Below are 19,870 nucleotides of genomic sequence, written 5' to 3'. Positions count from 1 at the left end.
CGCGACACCTAACGCGGTCGTGGCAGCAGAAACAGCGCCCAGACGACCTTGCCGCGCAACGTCCCGGCCAGCGGATGCCAGCCCCAGTCGTCGGTGAAGGACTCCACGAGATAGAGCCCTCTTCCCGACTCCTGGCTGAAGTCGGCCTCGCCGGCCACCGGGCTCTTCTCGCTCGGGTCCCGGACCGCGCACACCAGGCGTGAGCGCCAGCGCATCAGGTGCAGCCGCACCTGCGTCTCGGCCTCCGTGCCGGGCGGGCCGTCCGGGCGGACGCCGGGGCAGGCATGGCGCAGGGCGTTGGTGACCAGCTCGGAGACGACCAGGGCGACCTCGTCGAACATCTCCGGGAGTTCCCACTGTGCGAGCGTGGCCCCGGTGAACCGCCGGGCTCCATGGACCGCTTCGAAGCGGGTGGGCAGCGAGCAGGAGGCGGAACCGGAGACGCCGGGGGCGTCGATCGAGGGGAGCCCCAGCCACACGGGCTCCAGCATGGTCGAGCCTTCGGTCCCCATGCGAGCACTCCTGCATCCGTGGCCCTGACGAATCCTGGCCAGATCTCGTACGAGCTTGCACGTGCGCAAGACCTATGGTTCCGAATGCGCACAACGGATGCAAGGGCAGATGCACGTGCACGCAGATTTTTTGGGGCTATGTACCCAACTTCGACACAGATTCTCCCTACGTCCTCTTGCGTACGTCTCACACTTGAGTAACGACATGTGCACAGGGCGGAGCCCGAATAGTGGCAGACTTCGGCCTCAGGGCTGCGGGGGTCGCCTTCGGAAGGGTGCGTTCCGTACAGGGAGGGTCGCAGACATGAGCGCTAGCGAGTCGAGCGGATCGGTGGTGCGCCGGATTCTCCTGGGCTCTCAGCTCAGGCGGTTGCGCGAGTCCCGTGGTATCACGCGGGAAGCGGCTGGTTATTCCATCCGGGCCTCCGAATCCAAGATCAGCCGGATGGAGTTGGGCCGGGTGAGCTTCAAGGCGCGTGACATCGAGGACCTGCTCACGCTCTACGGGGTCACGGACGAGACCGAGCGCGCGTCCCTGCTTGGCCTGGCCCGCGAGGCCAATGTCGCGGGCTGGTGGCACAGTTACGGCGATGTGCTGCCGAGCTGGTTCCAGACCTATGTCGGTCTGGAGGGCGCCGCCTCGCATATCTCCTGCTACGAGGTGCAGTTCGTACACGGTCTGCTGCAGACCGAGGGCTATGCCCACGCCGTCGTCACCCGCGGTCAGCCGCAGGCCTGCCACTCCGAGGTGGATCGACGGGTCGCGCTGCGGCTGGAGCGGCAGAAGCTGCTGGTCTCCGAGCGGGGGCCAGCCTTCCACGTGGTGATCGACGAGGCGGCGCTGCACCGGCCCTACGGCGGACAGGCCGTGATGCGGGCCCAGATCCAGCACCTCATCACGGTCTCCGAGCAGCCCAATGTCACGCTCCAGGTGATGCCCTTCTCCTTCGGTGGACACGCCGGGGAGAGCGGTGCGTTCACCCTGCTGCGCTTTCCCGAGTCCGACCTGCCGGACATCGTCTATCTGGAACAGCTCACCGGTGCGCTCTACCTCGACAAACCCGAGGAAGTGGGGCAGTACCGGCGGGTGTTGGAGCGGCTGAGCGAGGACAGCCTGTCCGTGGAAAAGAGCCGTGACTTGCTGCGGGGCCTCCTTCAATGACCTTGACACGCCAGTAAGATGACGTTCTGTCAGCAATACATGTTCTGTCAGCAATCCCCCACGCGTACGCGGTGTCGTTGAACGGCGCCCCGTCCTCCAGATAGGGATGGCATGTCCTACTTCTCCGAGCTGGCCTTTCAGTACATCGATGGTGAGTGGCGGACCGGCAGCGGTTCCTGGGACATCGTCGATTTCAACCCCTATAACGGGGAGAAGCTCGCCTCCATCACCGTGGCCACCGTCCAGGAGATCGACCTGGCCTACCGCGCCGCCGAGCGGGCGCAGCCGGAGTGGGGCGGCACCAACCCGTACACCCGGCGCCTGGTCTTCGAGCGGGCCCTGCGGATCATCGAGGACCGTGAGAAGGAGCTCACGGAGGCGATCATCGCGGAGTGCGGTGGCACGCATGTGAAGGCGGGGTTCGAGCTGCACCTCGCCAAGGAGTTCCTTCGCGAGGCGATCCAGCTGGCGCTGCGGCCCGAGGGGCGCATCCTGCCCTCGCCGGTCGACGGCAAGGAGAACCGCCTCTACCGGCTGCCGGTCGGTGTGGTCGGGGTCATCAGCCCGTTCAACTTCCCCTTCCTGCTGTCGATCAAGTCGGTCGCCCCGGCGCTCGCGCTGGGCAACTCCGTCGTACTCAAACCGCATCAGAACACTCCGATCTGCGGTGGCGGGCTGGTCGCCAAGGTCTTCGAGGACGCCGGGCTGCCCGCCGGGCTGCTCAATGTGGTGGTCACCGACATCGCCGAGATCGGCGACGCCCTGATCGAGCACCCGGTGCCGAAGGTCATCTCCTTCACCGGCTCGGACAAGGTCGGCCGCCATGTCGCCACCGTCGCGGCCTCCCACTTCAAGCGCTCCATCCTGGAACTGGGCGGCAACAGCGCCCTGGTCGTCCTCGACGACGCCGATGTGGACTACGCGGTGAACGCCGCCGTCTTCAGCCGCTTCGTCCACCAGGGCCAGGTCTGTATGGCCGCGAACCGGGTGCTCGTGGACCGCCGGATCGAGCGTGAGTTCACCGAGAAGTTCGTGGCCAAGGTCGAGTCGCTGAGGGTCGGCGACCCGAGCGACCTGACGACGCATATCGGCCCGCTGATCAACGAGGGCCAGGCCGAGGCCATCAGCTCCCTCGTCGACCAGGCCGTCGCCGAGGGCGCCACCGCGCTGGTGCGCGGGCGGACCGAGGGCACTCTCGTCGCCCCCAGTGTGCTCACCGGGGTCGCGGAGGACGCCGCGATCCTGAGCCAGGAGATCTTCGGCCCGGTGGTCCTGCTGATCCCCTTCGACGGGGACGAGGACGCCATCCGGCTCGCCAACGCCACGGAGTACGGGCTGAGCGGCGCCGTGCACACCGGCGATATCGAGCGCGGGGTGAGCTTCGCCAAGCGCGTGCGCACCGGCATGATCCACGTCAACGACAGCACGGTCCACGACGAGCCGATCGTGCCCTTCGGCGGAGAGGGGAACTCCGGGCTCGGACGGCTCAACGGCGACTCCTTCGTCGAGGACTTCACCACCACCAAGTGGATCTCCGTTCAGTACGGCCGCAGTCAGTTCCCGTTCTGAGCCGCGGTGTGGTTGGTTGACGTGTCGTTGAGGACAGTGGCTGACCGCAAGGGACCGTAGTGTCGGAGACATCGGGAGACGGAACTCCCGATGGACCGATGGAAGGCGGACCCATGCCCACTCTGGTGAACCAGGAAGCCCACGGCGACGAGGCCGGAGCCCTTCTGGGCTTCCTCGATGCCCAGCGCGGGGCCGTCCGCCGGACGCTGCACGGCCTCACCGACGAGCAGGCGCTCCTCAAGCCGTCGGCGAGCGAGCTGTCGCTGTTCGGCGTCCTCAAGCATGTCGCCGAGGTCGAGCAGGGCTGGGTCGAGGACGCCAAGCAGGTGCCGCACTCCATCCCGCGCGACCACTCCAACTATCACCTGAGCTTCGAGCCAGAGGAGGGGCGGGCGACGGTCAAGGAGGTGCTGGCCTTCTGGGACGAGGCGGCGGCCGAGACCGAGAAGTTCATCCGCTCGCTGCCCGACCTGAACGGAACCTTCCCGCTGCCCCCGGCGCCGTGGTTCCCCGAAGGCAGCGTGCGCTCCATGCGCTTCTTGCTGCTCACCTTGATCCAGGAGTTCGCCCGGCACGCAGGCCACGCCGACATCGTCCGCGAGACCATCGACGGCAAGACCGCCTTCGAGCTCATCGACGAGATCGCAGCGGGGCGGTAACCGACGGCGGCGTAGCCGGTCGGGGGGAGCCGATCGGGGGGATCGGGGGTAGTCGCTCGGGGGTAGCTGCTCGGGCAGATCGGGCAGGCGACCGGTTCACCGCCGCGGGGCGAGCCGGGGCCGCAGCGCGCACCAGGCGGGCAGGACGGAGGAGACCACCGCCAGCAGCGCGCAGGCGGCCACCGCCGCGCCCACCTCGCCCCAGGGCACCGCGAGCGAGGCCGGAACCGACAGCCGCCCCAGCGCACCCCACAGACCGAGCAGTTGGACCCCGGCCACCGCCGCCCCGAGCAGCGCGCCCACGGCCACGGTCAGCACCGCCTCCGCCGCCACGGCCCGCAGCACCTGGAAGGTGGTGGCCCCTGCCAGCCGCAGAGCCCTCAGCTCGGGTATTCGGTCGGAGGTGGCCATGACCAGCGTGCCGGCGAGCGCTATGCCCGCGTAGACCAGGGCGATGCCGACCACCACCAGCAGGCCCAGCCGGGTCTGTGGACTCGTCCGGGGATGGACGGCCGCCACCCAGGCGTCCCGGGTGAGCACCCGCCCGCCCTCCGACCGCACCGCCGCCCGCAACCCCTCGGCGACGGCGGCCGCGTCGGCCCCGGGCCGCAGCCGCACCTCGATCCGGTCCACCGCGGCGCCGCGCGCGTTCCGCCAGGTGACATACGCGCCGTTGTCGCCGGTGCCGGTCCGCAGGACGGCGACGATCCGCAGCGTCGCCTTCCGGCCGTCGCCCAGCCAGACGGCGACCCGGCGGCCGACCGTGGGCCGCTCCCATTCCTCGTTCACCACGATGCCCCGGTCGTCCAGGTCACGGACGGAGCCGGAGACCACGGGCAGCCGCCCGACGGTCGCGAGCCGCGCCGGATCCACCGCCCGCGCCGCCGACTTGACCAGCGCCGACTCTCCGTCACGGGAGAACACGGCGGTGGTCGCGGACGCGGACACCAGCGCTCCAGGGACATCGGACACCCGCCGCACCGCGTCCGCGCTCAGCCCCTCGGAGCCCGCCCCGGCGGTGACCACGAAGTCGGCGCGGGTCTGGGCGCGCAGCTCGGCCGCCTTCGCCTGGCTCACCGTCGCGGCCGCGCCCAGCAGGGATCCGGTGAGCGCGACCGTGATCAGCACCGGCGCGGCGACGGACGCGGTCCGCCGCACCCCGGCCGAGGCGCTTTCCCGGGCCAGGATCCCCGTCGCACCGGGCAGCCGGGCCGGCAGCTGGCCCAGCGCCCGCACCACCGGCCGTACCAGCAGGGGCGCCAGCAGGCCGACCGCGGTGATCAGCACCATGGGCTCGGTGGTGTAGGTCTTCCGCTTGAGCAGTTCTCCCGGGTCGTCGGCCAGCGTCCACCCCAGCGTCGCCACCCCGGCCAGCAGCAGCCCGGCGCCCAGCAGCCGTCGGGTGAGCGGCATGGTCCGGCTGTCCACGGCGGCTTCGCGCAGCGCCTCGGCCGGCTCGACCCGCCCGGCGCGCCGCGCCGCGGCCCACACCCCCGCGAGCACCACCAGCAGGCCGGTCGAGAAGGCCACGGGAAGCGGCCAGAAGTGACCGTCGACGGTGAACCATTCGGGCGCCACCCCGCCCTCCACCAGTCGGCGCGCGAGCCATGGCGCTCCCCAGGTACCCAGCGCGCAGCCCGCGGCCGAGGCGAGCACCCCCACCACCGCGGCCTCCGCCAGGACCACCCGCCTGAGCTGGCCGGGGGTGGCCCCCGCCATGCGCAGCAGGCCGAACTCCCGGCGCCGCTGGGCCACCGCGAAGGCGAAGGTGGAGGCGACCACGAAGACGGAGACGAAGCCGGTCACCCCGGCCGCCGTGCCGAGCAGCGCGTTGACCGTGAGCAGGGCCCGGCTGTCGCGGCCCGGGTCGGGGTCGGCCCGCCGCCGGTCCGCGCCGGTGAGAACCCGCACCCCGGCGGTGTCCGCCACCGCCTCGCGTACTTCGGCGGCGGGGACGCGCACCACCAGCGCGTCGATCCGGGGCGAGAGGCGGGCGGCCTCGTCGTCGGTGAAGAACACCGCGCTCTCGAAGGCCGTCCTGGGGACCGTGCCCACCACGACGCGGGTCTGTTCCCCCGAGGCGGTCCCGACGCGGATCCGGTCACCGACCTTCACCTCGCTCCCCGCGACGACCACCTCCCCGGCCTTCTGCGGCGCCCGCCCTGCGGTCAGCCGGTACGGGGTGAAGGCCGCGGCGGACCAGGGGTGGCCGACGGCGCCCTGGGGGAGCGCGGCCGAGCGCACGGGGAAGGTGCGGTCCGGCGTCACGGGGCCCAGCCGCCCGAGCCGGGCCACCAGCTCGGGCGGCACCGGGCGGGGGTGGGCCAGCGGCGCCGACACCTTCTCGGTGTCCGGTCCGCGTCGTACGGGAACGGTGAGGGTGTCGGCGCCGCCCACCACCACCGGCGCGGCGGCGAACCGCTCCGGACCCCGCTGGGGGGCGTCCAGCGTGGAGGCCAGGGCCAGGCACATGGTGGCGATCAGCGCGACTCCGAGGCCCAGCGCGACAAATGTGCCGACGAGTGTGATCCATCGGGTCCGCAGACCGCCGAGCGTCATCCTCAGCACGGGACTGTCTCCAGCCGTGTCATCCGGGCGGACACCTGCTCGGCGGTCGGCCGCTGGAGCTCTCCGCTCATCCGCCCGTCGACGAGGAAGACCACCCGGTCGGCATACGAGGCGGCCACCGGGTCATGGGTGACCATGACGACGGTCTGCCGCTCGGCGTCGACCAGCTCCCGCAGCAGCCGCAGGACATCGCGGCTGGTGGCGGAGTCCAGGGCGCCGGTCGGCTCATCGCCGAACAGCACCTGGGGCCGGGTGATCAGGGCGCGGGCGAGCGCCACCCGCTGCTGCTGGCCGCCCGACAGCTGACTGGGGCGGTGTCCGGCCCGGTCAGCCAGCCCCACCCGGGCCAGCGCCCCCTGTATCTCCGCGCGCGCGGGGGCGCGGCCGGCCAGCCGCAGCGGCAGGGCCACGTTTTGCGCGGCGGTCAGCGAGGGCAGCAGATTGAAGGACTGGAAGACGAAGCCGATCCGCTCCCGGCGCAGCCGCGTCAGCCGGGTCTGGCTCAGCCCCTCCAGCGGGGTGCCGCCGATCGACACCGAGCCGGAGTCGGGCCGGTCCAGGCCCGCCGCGCACTGCAGAAGCGTGGACTTGCCGGAGCCGGAGGGGCCCATGACCGCGGTGAAGCTCCCCGCGGGAAAGGAGAGGCTGACGTCGTCGAGCGCCGTCACCCCGTCCGCGCCGGGGCCTGAGCCATAGCGCCGGCTCACCCGCGAGAGCCGGACCGCCGCGGTGTCCAGGTCAGTTCGTGTCATGCCTTCCAGACAACCGGCCCCGGCCCGCCCGTTCACGACCACTGGGCATAGTTCCGGGGTATGGCCAGCCATACCCCCAAGACGCCTACTGGACCGACTGTGGCGGGGGGCGCCGGACCGTACCGTTCTTGCATGTCCACACGAAATGTCCGGCAGGCGCTGTATCAGCCCGGCTATCTGCGATCCGCCTGGCCCTGGCGCGCGGTGCTGTATCTGATGAGCAGCGCGCCCGTCGGGGCGCTCGCGCTGCTCGGCATCGTCGTCGTCGCTCTGGTCGGCGGGGCGTTGACGATCCTCGTGATCGGGCTGCCGGTGCTGGTCGCGCTGGGGCTGGCCGGGGTGCCGGTCGGCGCGATCGAGCGCCGCCGGCTGCGGCTGGTGGACAACAGCCCGACCCGCAACCCGCACCGCACACCGGACGAGCCGGGGCTCCTCGCCTGGGCGCGCGTGCGGTATCAGGAGCGGACGACCTGGTACGAGCTGGCGTACACGGTGCTGTTCGCCTTCGGCCTGTGGGTGGCGGACGCGTTGGCCCTGTTGGGGGCGCTGGGGCCGCCCTTGGCGATGATGGTCACTCCGATACTGCTGGCCCTGGACGGCGGCGGCCAGGCCCAGGCCCTCAAGTACTGGTCGGTCACCTCCTATCCCGGGGCGTCCGCGTGGTCCCTCGCGGGGGTGCTGCTGTTGCCGGTCGGCCTCTACTGCCTGGGTGTCTTCGCCGGGCTGCGCGCCGCGTTCGCCCATCTGCTCCTCGTGGGTCCCGAAGGCGAGCTGCGCGAAGAGCTCGGGGAAGTGGCCCGGTCGCGGGCCCGGCTGGTGCATGCCTTCGAGGCGGAGCGCCGGCGCATAGAGCGGGATCTGCACGACGGCGCCCAGCAGCGGCTGGTGGCGCTGACCATGACGCTGGGCCTGGCGCGGCTGGACGCCCCGCCGGGGCCGCTGGCCGACCAGCTCGCCAAGGCGCATGGCGAGGCGGGCAAGGTGCTGGCGGAGCTGAGGGAGTTGATTCATGGAATACACCCCCAGGTACTGGCCGACCGGGGCCTGGAGGCGGCGCTTGGGGACGCCGCCGACCGTTCGCCGGTCCCCGTGCTGGTGAATGCCTCAGGGCTGGGGCGGCTGCCCGAACCGGTCGAGAAGGCCGCGTACTTCGTGGTCTGCGAGGCGCTGGCCAATGTTGCCAAGCACAGCGCGGCAGGGCTGGCCGAGGTCAGGGCCGAGATACGGGAGGGCTCGCTGTTCGTGTCCGTCCTGGACGACGGGGTGGGTGGCGCGGTCCTGCTGCCGGGCGGCTCGGGAGGCCGGGCCGGGGGCAGCGGGCTGACCGGGCTTTCGGACCGGGTGGCGGCGCTCGATGGGACACTGAGGCTTTCCAGCCCGCCCGGCGGGCCGACGATTCTGAGCGTGGAGATACCGTGCGAGCCGATCGAAGTCTTCGGCTAGTCCTGGCCGAGGACAGCGTGCTGCTGCGTGAGGGTCTGGTGGGGCTGCTGGCCCGCTTCGGGCACGAGGTCGCCGCGGCCGTCGGCAACGCTCCCGCGCTGCGGGAGGCGGTCGCCGAACACTCCCCGGACCTGGTGGTCACCGATGTGCGGATGCCGCCGGGGCAGAGCGACGAGGGGCTGCGGGCGGCGGTCGCCCTGCGCGAGGACCGGCCGGGGCTGCCGATCCTGGTGCTGAGCCAGTATGTGCAGCGGACCTATGCGACCGAGTTGCTGGACTCCGGCGACGGCACGGCGGTGGGCTATCTGCTCAAGGACCGGGTCGGGCAGGTCGAGGAGTTCATGGACGCGCTGCGCCGGGTGGCCGACGGCGGCACGGTCGTCGACCCGGAGGTCGTGCGCCAGCTGTTCCGCCGCCGGCGCGACCCCCTGGACCGCCTCACCTCGCGTGAGCGGGAGGTGCTGGCCCTGGTGGCCGAGGGCAAGTCCAATGCGGCCATCGCCCGTGAGTTGGTCGTCTCCGAGGCCGCGGTGGGCAAGCACATCGGCAACATCCTGGGCAAGCTCGACCTGCCCCCTGGCGAGGACACCCACCGCCGCGTCCTCGCGGTCCTGACGTTCCTCCGGGCGTAGGCCCTGCCTCCAGGTCCTGCCTCCAGGTCCTGCCTCCCCAAACGCCGCGGGGACCGGGCTGTGGCGGGGGGAGAGGGTCGGCTACCGGCGGGATGGGGCTGACCATGGCCGGGAGGGGCCGTCTAGCCTGGACAGCGGCGGGCCCTCGGAGGGTCCGGGAGGGAGAGAAGACGGGCGATGTCAGCGATCCGGCTGCTGGTGCTGGGGGCGGTGCGCCAGCATGGGCGGGCCCATGGCTACCAGGTCCGTAACGACCTGGAGTTCTGGGGCGCCCACGAGTGGTCCAACGCCAAGCCCGGATCGATCTACCACGCGCTCAAGCAGATGGCCAAACAAGGCCTGATGGTTGCTCATGACGTCGCGCCGAGCACGGCCGGCGGACCGCCGCGCACCGAGTACGAGCTGACCGACGCGGGGGAGGAGGAGTACTTCAGGCTGCTCCGCGAGTCGCTGGTGCGCCATGACCAGAAGATCGACGAGCTGACGGCCGGGGTGGGCTTTCTCGTCGACCTTCCGCGTGCCGAGGCGATCTCCCTGCTGAAGGAGCGGGTCGCGGCCCTGGAGGAGTGGCGGGCCGCGGTCACCGCGCACTGGATGCCCCCGGAGGCCACCCCCGACGCATGGGGCCATATCGGCGAGATCATGAAGCTCTGGGTGCACTCGGCCGACGGCGGGGCGCAGTGGACGCGCGGGTTGATCGAGCGGCTTGAGGGCGGGGCGTATGTGATGGCCGGTGAGGGGAAGCGCTCGGTCGATGTGCTGATGGACAGCGTGGAGAGCGCGGTCGGCGCCGAGGGGCCATGCGCGCCGCCGAGCGGCGAGGGCGATACCGAGGCTGAGCAGAACGGCCGTTAATCAAGTTTGACTAGCCTTTCGTTCGGGAGTACCTTTCCCGCCGCGCAGTAGTCAAATTTGACTACTGTCCTGCTGAAGGGAGAGGAGAAGACCTTGGCCGACAGCGTCAGCAACCAACCCGCCATCGTCGTCGAGGGGCTGCGGAAGGCATATCGAGGCCGGGCGGCGCTCGCCGGGCTCGACCTGATCGTTCCGTACGGCATGGTCCACGCCCTGCTGGGGCCCAATGGCGCGGGCAAGACCACCTCCGTACGGATCCTGTCCACGCTGCTGCGCCACGACGGCGGGCGGGCGGAGGTCGCCGGATTCGATGTGCGGCGCCACCCCGACGAGGTCCGCTACCGCATCGGGCTCCTCGGCCAGCACGCGGCCCTCGACGAAGACCTGAGCGGGCGGCAGAACCTGGAGATGTTCGGACGCCTCTACCACCTGGGAGCCCGGGGAGCCGCGCGCCGTGCGGACGAGCTGCTGGAGCGGTTCGGCCTCACCGGCACCGGCCGTAAACCGGTCGGCCAGTACAGCGGAGGCATGCGGCGCAGGCTCGACCTGGCGGCCGGTCTGATCACCCGGCCACGGGTGCTGTTCCTGGACGAGCCGACCACCGGGCTCGATCCGCGTGGCCGCGCCGAGGTGTGGGCCGCGGTCCGGTCGCTGGTCGGCGGCGGCACCACCGTGCTGCTCACCACCCAGTACCTGGAGGAGGCCGACCAGTTGGCGGACCGTATCTCCGTGATCGACACCGGCCGGGTGATCGCGGAGGGCACGGCCGATGAGCTCAAGGCCCGGCTCGGCGGGGACCGGATCGAGGTGGTGGTGCGCCACACCGGTCAACTGGACACCGCCGCCTCCCTGATCGCCACCGCGGCCCGCGCCCGCGCCGGCGCCGTCGAGACCGACCCCGACAGCCGGCGGATCAGCGTGCCGGTCACCGACCGGATGACCGCGCTCACCGAGACCGTACGGGCCCTGGCGACGGCCCGGATCGAGGCGGAGGACATCGCGCTGCGCCGCCCCACCCTCGACGAGGTCTTTCTGCATCTCACCGGGGAGCGCGCCAACTCCGCGGACACCAAAGACACAAACACCAAAGACGCAAACACCAAAGACATCGAGGAGGGCGCGGCCGTATGACCACCGCGACATATCCCGCGGCCGCCCGGAGCCGACTCGGCCGGGCAGCCACCGACTCATGGACCATGACCCGGCGCGGCCTCGCCCACTGGGCGCGGCAGCCCGCCCAGTTGGCGGTCGGCCTGGTCTTCCCGGTGATGGTGATGCTGATGTTCGCCTACTTCCTCGGCGGCGGTATGACCGTCCCGGGCGGTGGCGACTACAAGGAGTACCTGGTGCCGGGCATGCTGACGCTGACCATGGCGTTCGGCCTTGAGTCCACGGTGATCGCCGTCACTCAGGACCTCAACAAGGGTGTCATCGACCGCTTCCGGTCCATGCCGATCGCCCCCTCGGCGGTGCTGGTCGGCCGCAGCGTCCTGGACATGCTCCAGTCGGCGCTGGGTCTGCTGATCCTCATCGGGACCGGGTTCGCGATGGGCTGGCGCTGGCACGGCGGCCCCGGGGAGGCGGTCGCCGCGGTCGGGCTGCTGCTCCTGCTGCGCTTTTCCATGCTGTGGCTCGGTATCCACCTCGCCATGGTGGCCGGGCGCCCCGAGATGGTGCAGGCGGTGCAGGTCCTGATCTGGCCGGTCGGGTTTCTGTCGAACGTCTTCGCCTCGCCCGAGTCCATGCCGGGCTGGCTCGGCGCGATCGCGGACTGGAACCCGATGTCGGCGACGGCCACCGCGGTCCGCGAGCTGTTCGGGCGCCCGGGCCAGGGCGGCGGTTCCTGGCCCGCGGACCACGCCCAACTGCTTTCCGTCTGCTGGCCGCTGGCGCTGCTCGCGGTCTTCTTCCCCCTGGCCGTGGGCCGTTACCAGCGCCTCAGCCGCTGAAACGAGTCCAACACGCCCGAATGCCGCGTGAGCCACACCATCACCCGTCGTGGGTGGTTCCGGATACGGTGCTGACATGGTGAACGACAGGGGGGCCACGGACGCGAGGGCGACGGGCGGGGTCGGTTACGCACTGCTCGTCGCCGCCGCCCCGGGTGGCAGACAGCGGCTGATGGACGCGGCCGGGGCACTGCACCAGCTCGCGGCCGTACCGCCCGCCGCGTTACTGGGGACCGCGGGCGGGGCGAGCGTCGTACAGCTGGTGGATCCGGCCGATCCGCAGACGGTGTTGACGCATCTGCGGACCGCGGGCGCCCATGAGGGGCCGGTGTTGGTCTATCTCGCCGGTCAGCTCACCTTCGACGCCAAGCAGCGGCTGCCGCACTTCGCGCTGGCCCGTACGACGCCGAGGACCGCCCGCTACACCGCGCTGCCCTGGCACTGGCTGGCGGCCGAGCTCGCGCGGCGGCCGACGGGCAGCTCCACGGTGCTCGTCGATCTGGTGGCCGACGAGACGGCGTGGCCGCGGCTGTCGTCCGACCCCGTCCAGGCCGGCCGGCTGCTGGCGGCCGGGCTCACCCTCTACGGCTCTGTCGCGCCCGCTCCGCCCAAGCGGCAGACCGCGGCGCCGCTCTACAGCCGGGCGTTCGCCGCGGCTCTGCGGGGCGCGGCCGAGTACGCGTCGTTCGCGCTGCTGCATGAGCGTGCGGTCGCCGAGGCGGGTCTGGGCGGCGGCCCGGAGCTGCTGTTCGACGGGTCCGCCGTCCATGCCCACGTCCCGGCGGCCCCTCCCGCGGGCCTCCCGCACCAGCCCCAGGCCGCCGGCGCGAACGGCATAGTGACGCGCGTTGCGGACGGCCTGACGCAGGCGCAGGCGGAGGCAGAGGCGGAGGGCGACGCCCCGGCGCCCCGCCCGCAGGACCGCCTCCCGGACGGGCTGGTGCCCGAGCCCTTCGCCGCGCTACCGCCCCCGCCGCCTGCCGAGTGGGAACAGACCCCGCCGCCCGCGCCCGATCCGCATGCTGCGATCTTCGAGGCCGCGCACGCCGGGCGGCACAGCGAGGCCGCCTCCATGGCGGCGGCCTGGGAGCAGGAGGCCCTTCGCGCGGCCGGTCCGCACTCCGGCGAGGCCATCCACTGGCTGGAGGTACGGGCCGACCTCGCGCGTCTCGCCGACGATCCCGCCCGCGCCTGCGAGCTGTGGATGTCGGTGGCCGACGCCCGGCTGGGCAATGGCCAGGCCGCCGACGACCCGGACGTCGAAGGGGCGGTGGACCGGGCCCACCACCAGTGGCAGTACGTCCAGGACTCGGCCAGGGCCGGCTCCCTCGCCCCCTTCCTGATATCGCTGCGCGGACGGGTGCCCGGCCGCAGGCCCGGCGCCCTGGAGGCGGTCCGGCGCAGGGCCGAGTTCCTGCAGGAGACCTCGCAGACGGGCTGATGGCCGCGCCCGGCCCGGCACCCGGCCCGGCACTCGGCCCGGCACTCGGCCCAGCGCCCGGCCCGGCACCCGGCCCAGCGCCCGGCCCGGCTCAGTGGTGGAAGGCCGTGGCCAGGTTCTCGGGCCGGTCCAGCGGATGCGGCTGGCTCCGCAGTTCGGGCAGCAGCGTCTCCAGGTCGTCCAGGAAGAGGTCGGAGAGGTCCGTCGTGAATCCGTTGCGGCACACCACCCGCAGCACGGACAGGTCCTGCCGGTTCGGCGGGAAGGTGTAGGCGGGCACCAGCCAGTTGTGTTCGCGCAGCCGCCGCGACACATCGAACACATCGAAGTTCCGCACGCCCTCGGCCGTGGTGAAGGCGAAGACCGGCAGTTCGTCCCCGCGCGTCAGCAGCCTGAAGTCACCCAGCGCCTCGATCCGCTCGGCCAGCGAGCGCGCCACGTCCCGCGTCGTCTGCTGCACGGCGCGGTAGCCCTCGCGCCCCAGCCGCAGAAAGGTGTAGTACTGGGCGGCCACCTGGGAGCCGGGCCGGGAGAAGGTCAGCGCGAAGGTCGGCAATTCGCCGCCCAGATAGTTGACGCGGAAGACAAGCTCCTCGGGAAGGTTCTCGACCGTGCGCCACAGAGCCCATCCCACGCCGGGGTAGACCAGGCCGTACTTGTGCCCGGAGGTGTTGATGGAGGCGACCCGGGGCAGCCGGAAGTCCCACACCAGGTCCGTATCGAGGAAGGGCGCCACCATCGCGCCCGACGCGCCGTCCACATGGACCGGGATGTCCAGTCCGGTGCGCTCCTGTAGGTCGTCAAGCGCGGCGCAAACCTCCGCGACGGGTTCGTACGAACCGTCGAAGGTGGACCCGAGGACGGTGACGACGCCGATGGTGTTCTCGTCGCACAGGTCGGCGGCGGCCTGGGGGTCGAGGTGAAACCGGTCGCCCTCCATGGGCACCTGGCGCGCCTCGACCTCCCAGAAGTTGCAGAACTTCTCCCAGCAGACCTGGACGTTGACCCCCATGACCAGGTTGGGCCGGGCCGCCCCCGGATAGCGTGCCGGGTTGCGCTTGGCCCAGCGGCGCTTGAAGGCCATTCCGGCGAGCATGCACGCCTCGCTCGAACCGGTGGTGGAACAGCCCATGACCGAGTCCGGGTCGGGGGCGTGCCACAGATGGGCCAGCATCGCGACGCAGCGCCGCTCCAGTTCGGCGGTGCGCGGGTACTCGTCCTTGTCGATCAGGTTCTTGTCGCGGCAGGCGAACAGCACCTGGTCGCCCTGCGGCTCCATCCAGGTGGTGACGAAGGTCGCGAGGTTGAGCCGGGCGTTGACGTCCAGCATCAGCTCGTCGTGTACGAGCTGATGGGCGGTGGTGGGCGCCATCGGGCCGTCGGGCAGCCGGTTGCGCGGCACCTCGTCGGCCATGCCGCCGACCGGGTCGGCCACCCCGTAGAAGGGGTTGACGGCGACACAGCGCCGCCGCCTGCCCTCGTCCCGCTTGCCGTGTCTGCCCGTGTGGAGCGTCATGGGCCGCCCAGTCCCCTCGGTCGTGTGAGAGCCGTCGGCTGATCTTGGTGACAATACGGGCGTATCGGTCGAATATCCCGTTCCCGCGCCGCCGCCCCCGCGCCGCCGCCCCCCGCGCCGCCGCCCCCCGCGCCGCCGCCCCCCGCGCCGCCGCCCCCCGCGCCGCCGCCCCCCGCGCCGCCGCCCCCGCGCCGCCGCCCCCCGAACCGCCGCCCCCGGGCCGCTACCCCGCGCTGCTCAGCGACAGCTTCACCGCGAACCCCAGGAACGCCGTGCCCGCCGCCGCCGACAGCCCGGCGGTCAGCCGCTTCCGCCGCCGGAAGGCCGCCGCCAGATGCGCGCCGGTGAAGATCAGCACCGACAGATACGTCAGGCTGAACAGCTGCACCCAGGCGCCCAGCGCCACAAAGGACAGCACCGGGTGGGCGTAGTCCGGGTCCACGAACTGCACAAAGAAGGAGATGAAGAACAGAATGGCCTTCGGGTTCAGCAGGCTGATCACCAGCGCCTTGCGGTACGGCCGCTCCGCCGCCTTGGCGCCCTGCCCCCCGGCTCCGGCTCCGGCTCCGGCCCCGGCCACCGCCGGGCCGTCCGGGCCGCCCAGGCCCTCCGCCCCGTGCGAGCCCCGCGTCCGCCACAGCCGCCACGCCCCGCGCAGCATGCCCACCGCCAGCCAGCTCAGATAGCCGGCGCCGGTGAACTTCACCACGGCGAAGAGCGTCGGACTCGCCTGCAGCAGCGAGGCCACCCCGCCCGCCGACAGCACCATCAGCGCCGTGTCCCCGCACACCACGCCCAGCGCCGCACGGTAGCCGGTGCGCGCGCCGCTGCGGGCGGCGACGGAGACCACATAGAGCGAGTTCGGCCCCGGCAGCAGGATGATCAGGGCGAGACCCGCCAGATACGTCGAAAGATCTGTTATTCCCAGCACAGCAGGCAGGATGCCAGCCGCCCCGGACACCTCCCACCGAGTTTCCGGGATACGGACTTGCACCTCACGTCGCGTGAGGACGCACCGTGGAGCGCGTACCGAGGAAGGAGCGGACGGGCCATGAGCTACTCCGTGGGACAGGTGGCGGGCTTCGCCGGGGTCACGGTGCGCACGCTGCACCACTACGACGAGATCGGGCTGCTGAGCCCGAGCGCCCGCAGCCGGGCCGGGCACCGGCGTTACGACGACGCCGACCTGGACCGGCTGCAGCAGATCCTGTTCTACCGGGAGCTCGGCTTCCCGCTCGATGAGGTGGCGGTCCTGCTGGACGACCCCGACGTGGATCCGCAGGAGCATCTGCGGCGGCAGCACGCCGTGCTGACCGAGCGGATCGAAAAGCTCCGGAAGATGGCCGCCGCCGTCGAACACGCCATGGAGGCACGGAAGATGGGCATCAACCTCACGCCGGAGGAGAAGTTCGAGCTCTTCGGGGCCAAGAACCCCGAGGCATACGCGGAGGAGGCCGAGCGGCGCTGGGGCGGCACCGAGACTTACGCCGAGACCCAGCGGCGCACGGCCGGCTACACCAAGGAGGACTGGCGGCAGATACAGGAGGAGGTCGCCGACTGGAGCGCGCGGTTCGCCGCCCTCATGGGGGAGGGCGAGCCGGCTTCGGGCGAGCGGGCGATGGACATGGCCGAGGAACACCGGCGCCATATCTCCACGTGGTTCTACGAGTGCACCTTCGAGATCCACCGGGGGATCGGCGAGACGTATGTGACCGACGAGCGGTTCCGGGAGTTCTACGACTCGATCCGGCCCGGGGCAGCCGAATTCCTGCGCGAGGCGATCGCGGCCAACGCCGCCCGCCACGGCTAGCCCGCGCCGCGTGCCCGCATCGCCCTGCGGCTGGGCGTACGTCTCGCTCCGGGCGTACGCCTTGCTCCGGGCGTACGTCTCGCTCCGGGCGTACGTCTCGCTCCGGGCGTACGCCTTGCTCCGGGCGTACGGCCAGCGGGAACCGAGGGAACGCATACGGCGTTGATAGCTTTGGGCGGCACACTGTGATGACCCCACCCTGTCCGCCCCCACCCTGCGGCCGGGCCTCGCACGAGCCTGCACCCCTCGACCCAGGAGCCTGTCACCCGTGACCAATCTCGCGCTCGGCCCCAGTTGGCTGGACCCCGACTATCTGATCAACACCTTCGGCCTGCTCGGCGTCATGGCGATCGTCTTCGCGGAGTCCGGCCTGCTCATCGGCTTCTTCCTGCCGGGCGACTCGCTGCTGTTCACCACGGGCCTGCTGGTCACCACGGACGTGATCAAGCAGGACCTGTGGCTGGTCTGTGTCGCGGTCGCCGCCGCCGCGGTCATCGGTGACCAGGTCGGGTATCTCTTCGGCCGGAAGGTCGGCCCCTCGCTCTTCCGCCGCCCGGACTCCAAGCTCTTCAAACAGGAGAACGTGGAGAAGGCCCATGAGTTCTTCGAGCAGCACGGGCCCAAGTCGCTGATCCTGGCCCGCTTCGTGCCCATCGTGCGCACGTTCACGCCGATCATCGCGGGCGTGAGCCGGATGAACTACCGCTCCTTCATCATCTTCAACATCATCGGCGGCGTGCTGTGGGGTTCGGGGGTCACCCTGCTCGGGGCCGCTCTGGGGAAGGTCGACTTCGTCCACGCGCACATCGAGCTGATCCTGGTCGGCATCGTGCTGCTGTCGGTGATTCCGATCGCCATCGAGTTCCTGCGCGCCCGCGGCAAGGCCAAGAAGGAGGCCGCGGCGGGCCCGGCGGAGCCGACGGGCGCCCAGGGCCCCGCGGCGGGCCCGGCCGGGCCGGGGGTCGGCCCCGAGGCGCGCTACCAGGCGCAGCAGCCCTCGGGCCCGGCGTCGCGCGGCCGTCACGCCAAGCGCTGACACCCAGCAGCCCCACACTCACAAACCCCACAACCCCCACGCACCTTCCTTCCCACCGCCCCACCCTTCGGCTAGCGGCCATCGACCCGCACAATGGGCTCGGTGGCCGCCATGCTGCATGGCGGCCGGCGCACATCAGGCACAGAGGCGGGTGAGGAGCGAAGCGACGTGGGGTCCGAACGACAGCGCGGTCAGCGCGGTGCGAGCGTGCCGGAAGCGGAGGCGGCGGGGAGCCGTAAACCGCAGTCGGACGAGGCGCACAGCGCCTTCACCCCGCCGCTCGGGATGCCCTTGCCGCCCGTCCCCGAGGACGACCACCCCACCTCCGAGTTCGCCGTCCCCGAGGGGCTGGCCCCCGAGCCCGCCACCGACATCGACACCGAGGGCTCGGCCTTCGTACCGCCCGCGGGGGTCAAGACCGGCCCGCAGACCGGCCAGGCCGCGAACTTCCCGGCGTTCACCCCGCCCAACGGCATCCCCGCCATCCAGCTCACCAATGAGGGCCCCTGGCAGGACCGGATGCGCATCATGCTGCGCATGCCGATCAGCGAGCGCCCGGCCCCCGAGCGCCAGGAGCGGCAGGACGAGGCGGGGCCCGCCGTGCCGCGCGTACTGGACCTGATCCTGCGCATCGGCGAACTGCTGCTCGCGGGCGGGGAGGGGGCCGAGGACGTCGAGGCGGCGATGTTCGGCGTGGCGCATGCGTACGGGCTCGACCGCTGCGAGCCGACCGTCACCTTCACCCTGCTGTCGGTCAGCTACCAGCCCTCGCTCGTCGACGACCCGGTCACCGCCAGCCGGACCGTACGCCGCCGGGGCACCGACTACACCCGGCTGTCCGCCGTCTTCCGGCTGGTCGACGACATCACCTCCGGCGAGGACTTCACCCTGGAGGAGGCATACCGCCGCCTCGCCGAGATCCGCCGTAACCGCCACCCCTACCCCGGATGGGCGCTCACCCTGGCCGGCGGCGCACTGGCCGGCGCGGCGAGCATGCTGGTCGGCGGCGACTGGCCGGTCTTCTTCGCGGCGGCGGTCGGCGCGATGCTCGGCGACCGGCTGGCCTGGCTGGCCTCGGGGCGCGGGCTGCCGGAGTTCTACCAGTTCGTGGCCGCGGCGATGCCGCCCGCCGCGATGGGCGTCGCGCTCAGCCTGGCCGGGGTGGGGCTGCAGTCCTCCGCGGTGATCACCGGCGGGCTGTTCGCACTGATCCCCGGGCGGGCGCTGGTGGCGGGCGTCCAGGACGGGCTGACCGGCTATTACATCACCGCCGCGGCCCGGCTCCTGGAGGTCGTCTATCTGATCGTCGGGATCGTGTGCGGCGTGCTGACCGTGCTGTACGGGGGCCTCCAGCTGGACGCGAAGCTCAACCCGGAGGCGGCGCTGCGCCAGGTCGACCGGCCGGTGGTGCAGATCGTCGCGGCGATGATGCTCGCGCTGACCTTCGCCATCCTGCTCCAGCAGGAACGTCACACCGTGCTGTTCGCGACCCTCAACGGCGGGGTCGCCTGGGTCGTCTACGGAGCGCTGCACAACACCGCGGGCGTCCCCGCGGTCGCCGCCACAACGGTCGCCGCCGGGCTGGTGGGGCTCTTCGGGCAGATGCTGTCCCGCTATCGCTACGCGTCCGCACTGCCGTACGTCACGGCCGCCATCGGGCCGCTGCTGCCCGGTAGCGCCACGTACTTCGGCCTGCTGGCGCTGGCCCAGGGCAATCTGGACCGCGGTATCACCCACCTCACCCAGGCGGCGGCACTGGCCCTGGCCATCGCCATCGGGGTGAACCTGGGCAACGAGGCCGCGCGCCTGTTCCTGAAGGCCCCGCGGCCCGAGACCGAGGCGTCGGGCCGCCGCGCCGCCAAGCGCACCCGCGGTTTCTGAGAACCGGCGCTGACGCTACACAGCAGACGCAACACAAAGGGCGGACCGGAAAACCGGTCCGCCCTTTGTCACAGCCCTCGAAGCC

17 protein-coding genes are annotated in these 19,870 nt (G+C 71.7%); 12 read left to right on the top strand and 5 right to left on the bottom strand.

Annotation, left to right across the window (positions count from 1 at the left end; translation table 11 throughout):
* Nucleotides 1–8: 8 nt before the first annotated feature.
* A complete protein-coding gene (locus ACH4U7_RS36105) occupies nt 9–512 on the bottom strand; it encodes an ATP-binding protein (protein WP_398532011.1) in 504 nt (167 codons plus the stop codon).
* 304 nt (nt 513–816) lie between these two features.
* Here ACH4U7_RS36105 and ACH4U7_RS36100 point away from each other — a divergent pair, with 304 nt between their 5' ends.
* The 3 genes from ACH4U7_RS36100 (at nt 817) to ACH4U7_RS36090 (ending at nt 3,902) form a co-directional block, all read left to right on the top strand.
* Nucleotides 817–1,674, top strand: coding sequence for a helix-turn-helix domain-containing protein (locus ACH4U7_RS36100; protein WP_398532010.1), 858 nt, complete (start codon nt 817–819; stop codon nt 1,672–1,674).
* A 111-nt stretch (nt 1,675–1,785) separates the two neighbouring features.
* Complete coding sequence (locus tag ACH4U7_RS36095; RefSeq protein WP_358704869.1) at nt 1,786–3,243, top strand: aldehyde dehydrogenase family protein; 1,458 nt, start codon at nt 1,786–1,788, stop codon at nt 3,241–3,243.
* 113 nt (nt 3,244–3,356) lie between these two features.
* On the top strand, nt 3,357–3,902 hold the full coding sequence (locus tag ACH4U7_RS36090; RefSeq protein ID WP_398532009.1) for a DinB family protein: 546 nt from the start codon (nt 3,357–3,359) through the stop codon (nt 3,900–3,902).
* Nucleotides 3,903–3,998: 96 nt separating this feature from the next.
* Here ACH4U7_RS36090 and ACH4U7_RS36085 read toward each other — a convergent pair whose 3' ends face one another.
* Both ACH4U7_RS36085 and ACH4U7_RS36080 read right to left on the bottom strand, forming a co-directional pair.
* Nucleotides 3,999–6,470 carry an ABC transporter permease gene (locus ACH4U7_RS36085; protein WP_398532008.1) on the bottom strand — a complete coding sequence of 824 codons (2,472 nt, stop codon included), beginning with the start codon at nt 6,468–6,470 and terminating at the stop codon, nt 3,999–4,001.
* Complete coding sequence (locus ACH4U7_RS36080; RefSeq protein WP_398532007.1) at nt 6,464–7,222, bottom strand: ABC transporter ATP-binding protein; 759 nt, start codon at nt 7,220–7,222, stop codon at nt 6,464–6,466. Before ACH4U7_RS36080 ends, ACH4U7_RS36085 begins: the two co-directional genes overlap by 7 nt.
* A 132-nt stretch (nt 7,223–7,354) precedes the next feature.
* On the opposite strand from ACH4U7_RS36080, the gene ACH4U7_RS36075 reads away from it, so the two are divergent.
* The 6 genes from ACH4U7_RS36075 (at nt 7,355) to ACH4U7_RS36050 (ending at nt 13,542) form a co-directional block, all read left to right on the top strand.
* Nucleotides 7,355–8,665: a sensor histidine kinase gene (locus ACH4U7_RS36075; protein ID WP_398532006.1), complete on the top strand. Its 1,311-nt coding sequence runs from the start codon at nt 7,355–7,357 to the stop codon at nt 8,663–8,665.
* Nucleotides 8,638–9,297, top strand: coding sequence for a response regulator (locus tag ACH4U7_RS36070; protein ID WP_398532005.1), 660 nt, complete (start codon nt 8,638–8,640; stop codon nt 9,295–9,297). The genes ACH4U7_RS36075 and ACH4U7_RS36070 overlap by 28 nt, the downstream gene beginning before the upstream one ends.
* A gap of 177 nt (nt 9,298–9,474) precedes the next feature.
* A complete protein-coding gene (locus tag ACH4U7_RS36065) occupies nt 9,475–10,152 on the top strand; it encodes a PadR family transcriptional regulator (RefSeq protein WP_398532004.1) in 678 nt (225 codons plus the stop codon).
* 93 nt (nt 10,153–10,245) lie between these two features.
* Complete coding sequence (locus ACH4U7_RS36060) at nt 10,246–11,283, top strand: ATP-binding cassette domain-containing protein (protein ID WP_398532003.1); 1,038 nt, start codon at nt 10,246–10,248, stop codon at nt 11,281–11,283.
* Complete coding sequence (locus ACH4U7_RS36055; RefSeq protein ID WP_398532002.1) at nt 11,280–12,101, top strand: ABC transporter permease; 822 nt, start codon at nt 11,280–11,282, stop codon at nt 12,099–12,101. The genes ACH4U7_RS36060 and ACH4U7_RS36055 overlap by 4 nt, the downstream gene beginning before the upstream one ends.
* Nucleotides 12,102–12,177: 76 nt before the next feature.
* Nucleotides 12,178–13,542: a hypothetical protein gene (locus tag ACH4U7_RS36050; RefSeq protein ID WP_398532001.1), complete on the top strand. Its 1,365-nt coding sequence runs from the start codon at nt 12,178–12,180 to the stop codon at nt 13,540–13,542.
* Nucleotides 13,543–13,633: 91 nt separating this feature from the next.
* Here the strand turns inward: ACH4U7_RS36050 and ACH4U7_RS36045 are convergent, their stop codons facing one another.
* Together ACH4U7_RS36045 and leuE are read right to left on the bottom strand one after the other, a co-directional pair.
* Entirely contained in the window at nt 13,634–15,058 is a 1,425-nt protein-coding gene (locus tag ACH4U7_RS36045; RefSeq protein ID WP_398532000.1) for a glutamate decarboxylase, read from the bottom strand.
* Between the two features lie 223 nt (nt 15,059–15,281).
* The gene (leuE, locus tag ACH4U7_RS36040; RefSeq protein ID WP_398531999.1) at nt 15,282–15,989 is read right to left on the bottom strand and encodes a leucine efflux protein LeuE; all 708 of its coding nucleotides are present in this window, start codon (nt 15,987–15,989) and stop codon (nt 15,282–15,284) included.
* A 120-nt stretch (nt 15,990–16,109) separates the two neighbouring features.
* Here leuE and ACH4U7_RS36035 point away from each other — a divergent pair, with 120 nt between their 5' ends.
* The 3 genes from ACH4U7_RS36035 (at nt 16,110) to ACH4U7_RS36025 (ending at nt 19,785) form a co-directional block, all read left to right on the top strand.
* A complete protein-coding gene (locus ACH4U7_RS36035) occupies nt 16,110–16,868 on the top strand; it encodes a MerR family transcriptional regulator (protein ID WP_398531998.1) in 759 nt (252 codons plus the stop codon).
* 268 nt (nt 16,869–17,136) lie between these two features.
* On the top strand, nt 17,137–17,904 hold the full coding sequence (locus ACH4U7_RS36030) for a DedA family protein (protein ID WP_398531997.1): 768 nt from the start codon (nt 17,137–17,139) through the stop codon (nt 17,902–17,904).
* Between the two features lie 168 nt (nt 17,905–18,072).
* Nucleotides 18,073–19,785 (top strand): threonine/serine exporter ThrE family protein, encoded by a 1,713-nt coding sequence (locus ACH4U7_RS36025; protein ID WP_398531996.1) that lies wholly within the window; start codon nt 18,073–18,075, stop codon nt 19,783–19,785.
* Nucleotides 19,786–19,870: the final 85 nt, after the last annotated feature.

The sequence above is a fragment of the Streptomyces sp. NPDC020845 genome (genome assembly GCF_044334165.1).
Classification (GTDB): Bacteria; Actinomycetota; Actinomycetes; order Streptomycetales; family Streptomycetaceae; genus Streptomyces.
Note: the sequence above shows the minus strand (reverse complement) of the source record. Positions and strands in the feature narration are given on the sequence as shown.

Coding starts and splice junctions, on each gene's coding strand:
- ACH4U7_RS36105 (WP_398532011.1), bottom strand. CDS start 512: ATGGGGACCGAAGGCTCGACCATGCTGGAGCCCGTGTGGCTGGGGCTC.
- ACH4U7_RS36100 (WP_398532010.1), top strand. CDS start 817: ATGAGCGCTAGCGAGTCGAGCGGATCGGTGGTGCGCCGGATTCTCCTG.
- ACH4U7_RS36095 (WP_358704869.1), top strand. CDS start 1,786: ATGTCCTACTTCTCCGAGCTGGCCTTTCAGTACATCGATGGTGAGTGG.
- ACH4U7_RS36090 (WP_398532009.1), top strand. CDS start 3,357: ATGCCCACTCTGGTGAACCAGGAAGCCCACGGCGACGAGGCCGGAGCC.
- ACH4U7_RS36080 (WP_398532007.1), bottom strand. CDS start 7,222: ATGACACGAACTGACCTGGACACCGCGGCGGTCCGGCTCTCGCGGGTG.
- ACH4U7_RS36075 (WP_398532006.1), top strand. CDS start 7,355: ATGTCCACACGAAATGTCCGGCAGGCGCTGTATCAGCCCGGCTATCTG.
- ACH4U7_RS36065 (WP_398532004.1), top strand. CDS start 9,475: ATGTCAGCGATCCGGCTGCTGGTGCTGGGGGCGGTGCGCCAGCATGGG.
- ACH4U7_RS36055 (WP_398532002.1), top strand. CDS start 11,280: ATGACCACCGCGACATATCCCGCGGCCGCCCGGAGCCGACTCGGCCGG.
- ACH4U7_RS36050 (WP_398532001.1), top strand. CDS start 12,178: ATGGTGAACGACAGGGGGGCCACGGACGCGAGGGCGACGGGCGGGGTC.
- ACH4U7_RS36045 (WP_398532000.1), bottom strand. CDS start 15,058: ATGACGCTCCACACGGGCAGACACGGCAAGCGGGACGAGGGCAGGCGG.
- ACH4U7_RS36035 (WP_398531998.1), top strand. CDS start 16,110: ATGAGCTACTCCGTGGGACAGGTGGCGGGCTTCGCCGGGGTCACGGTG.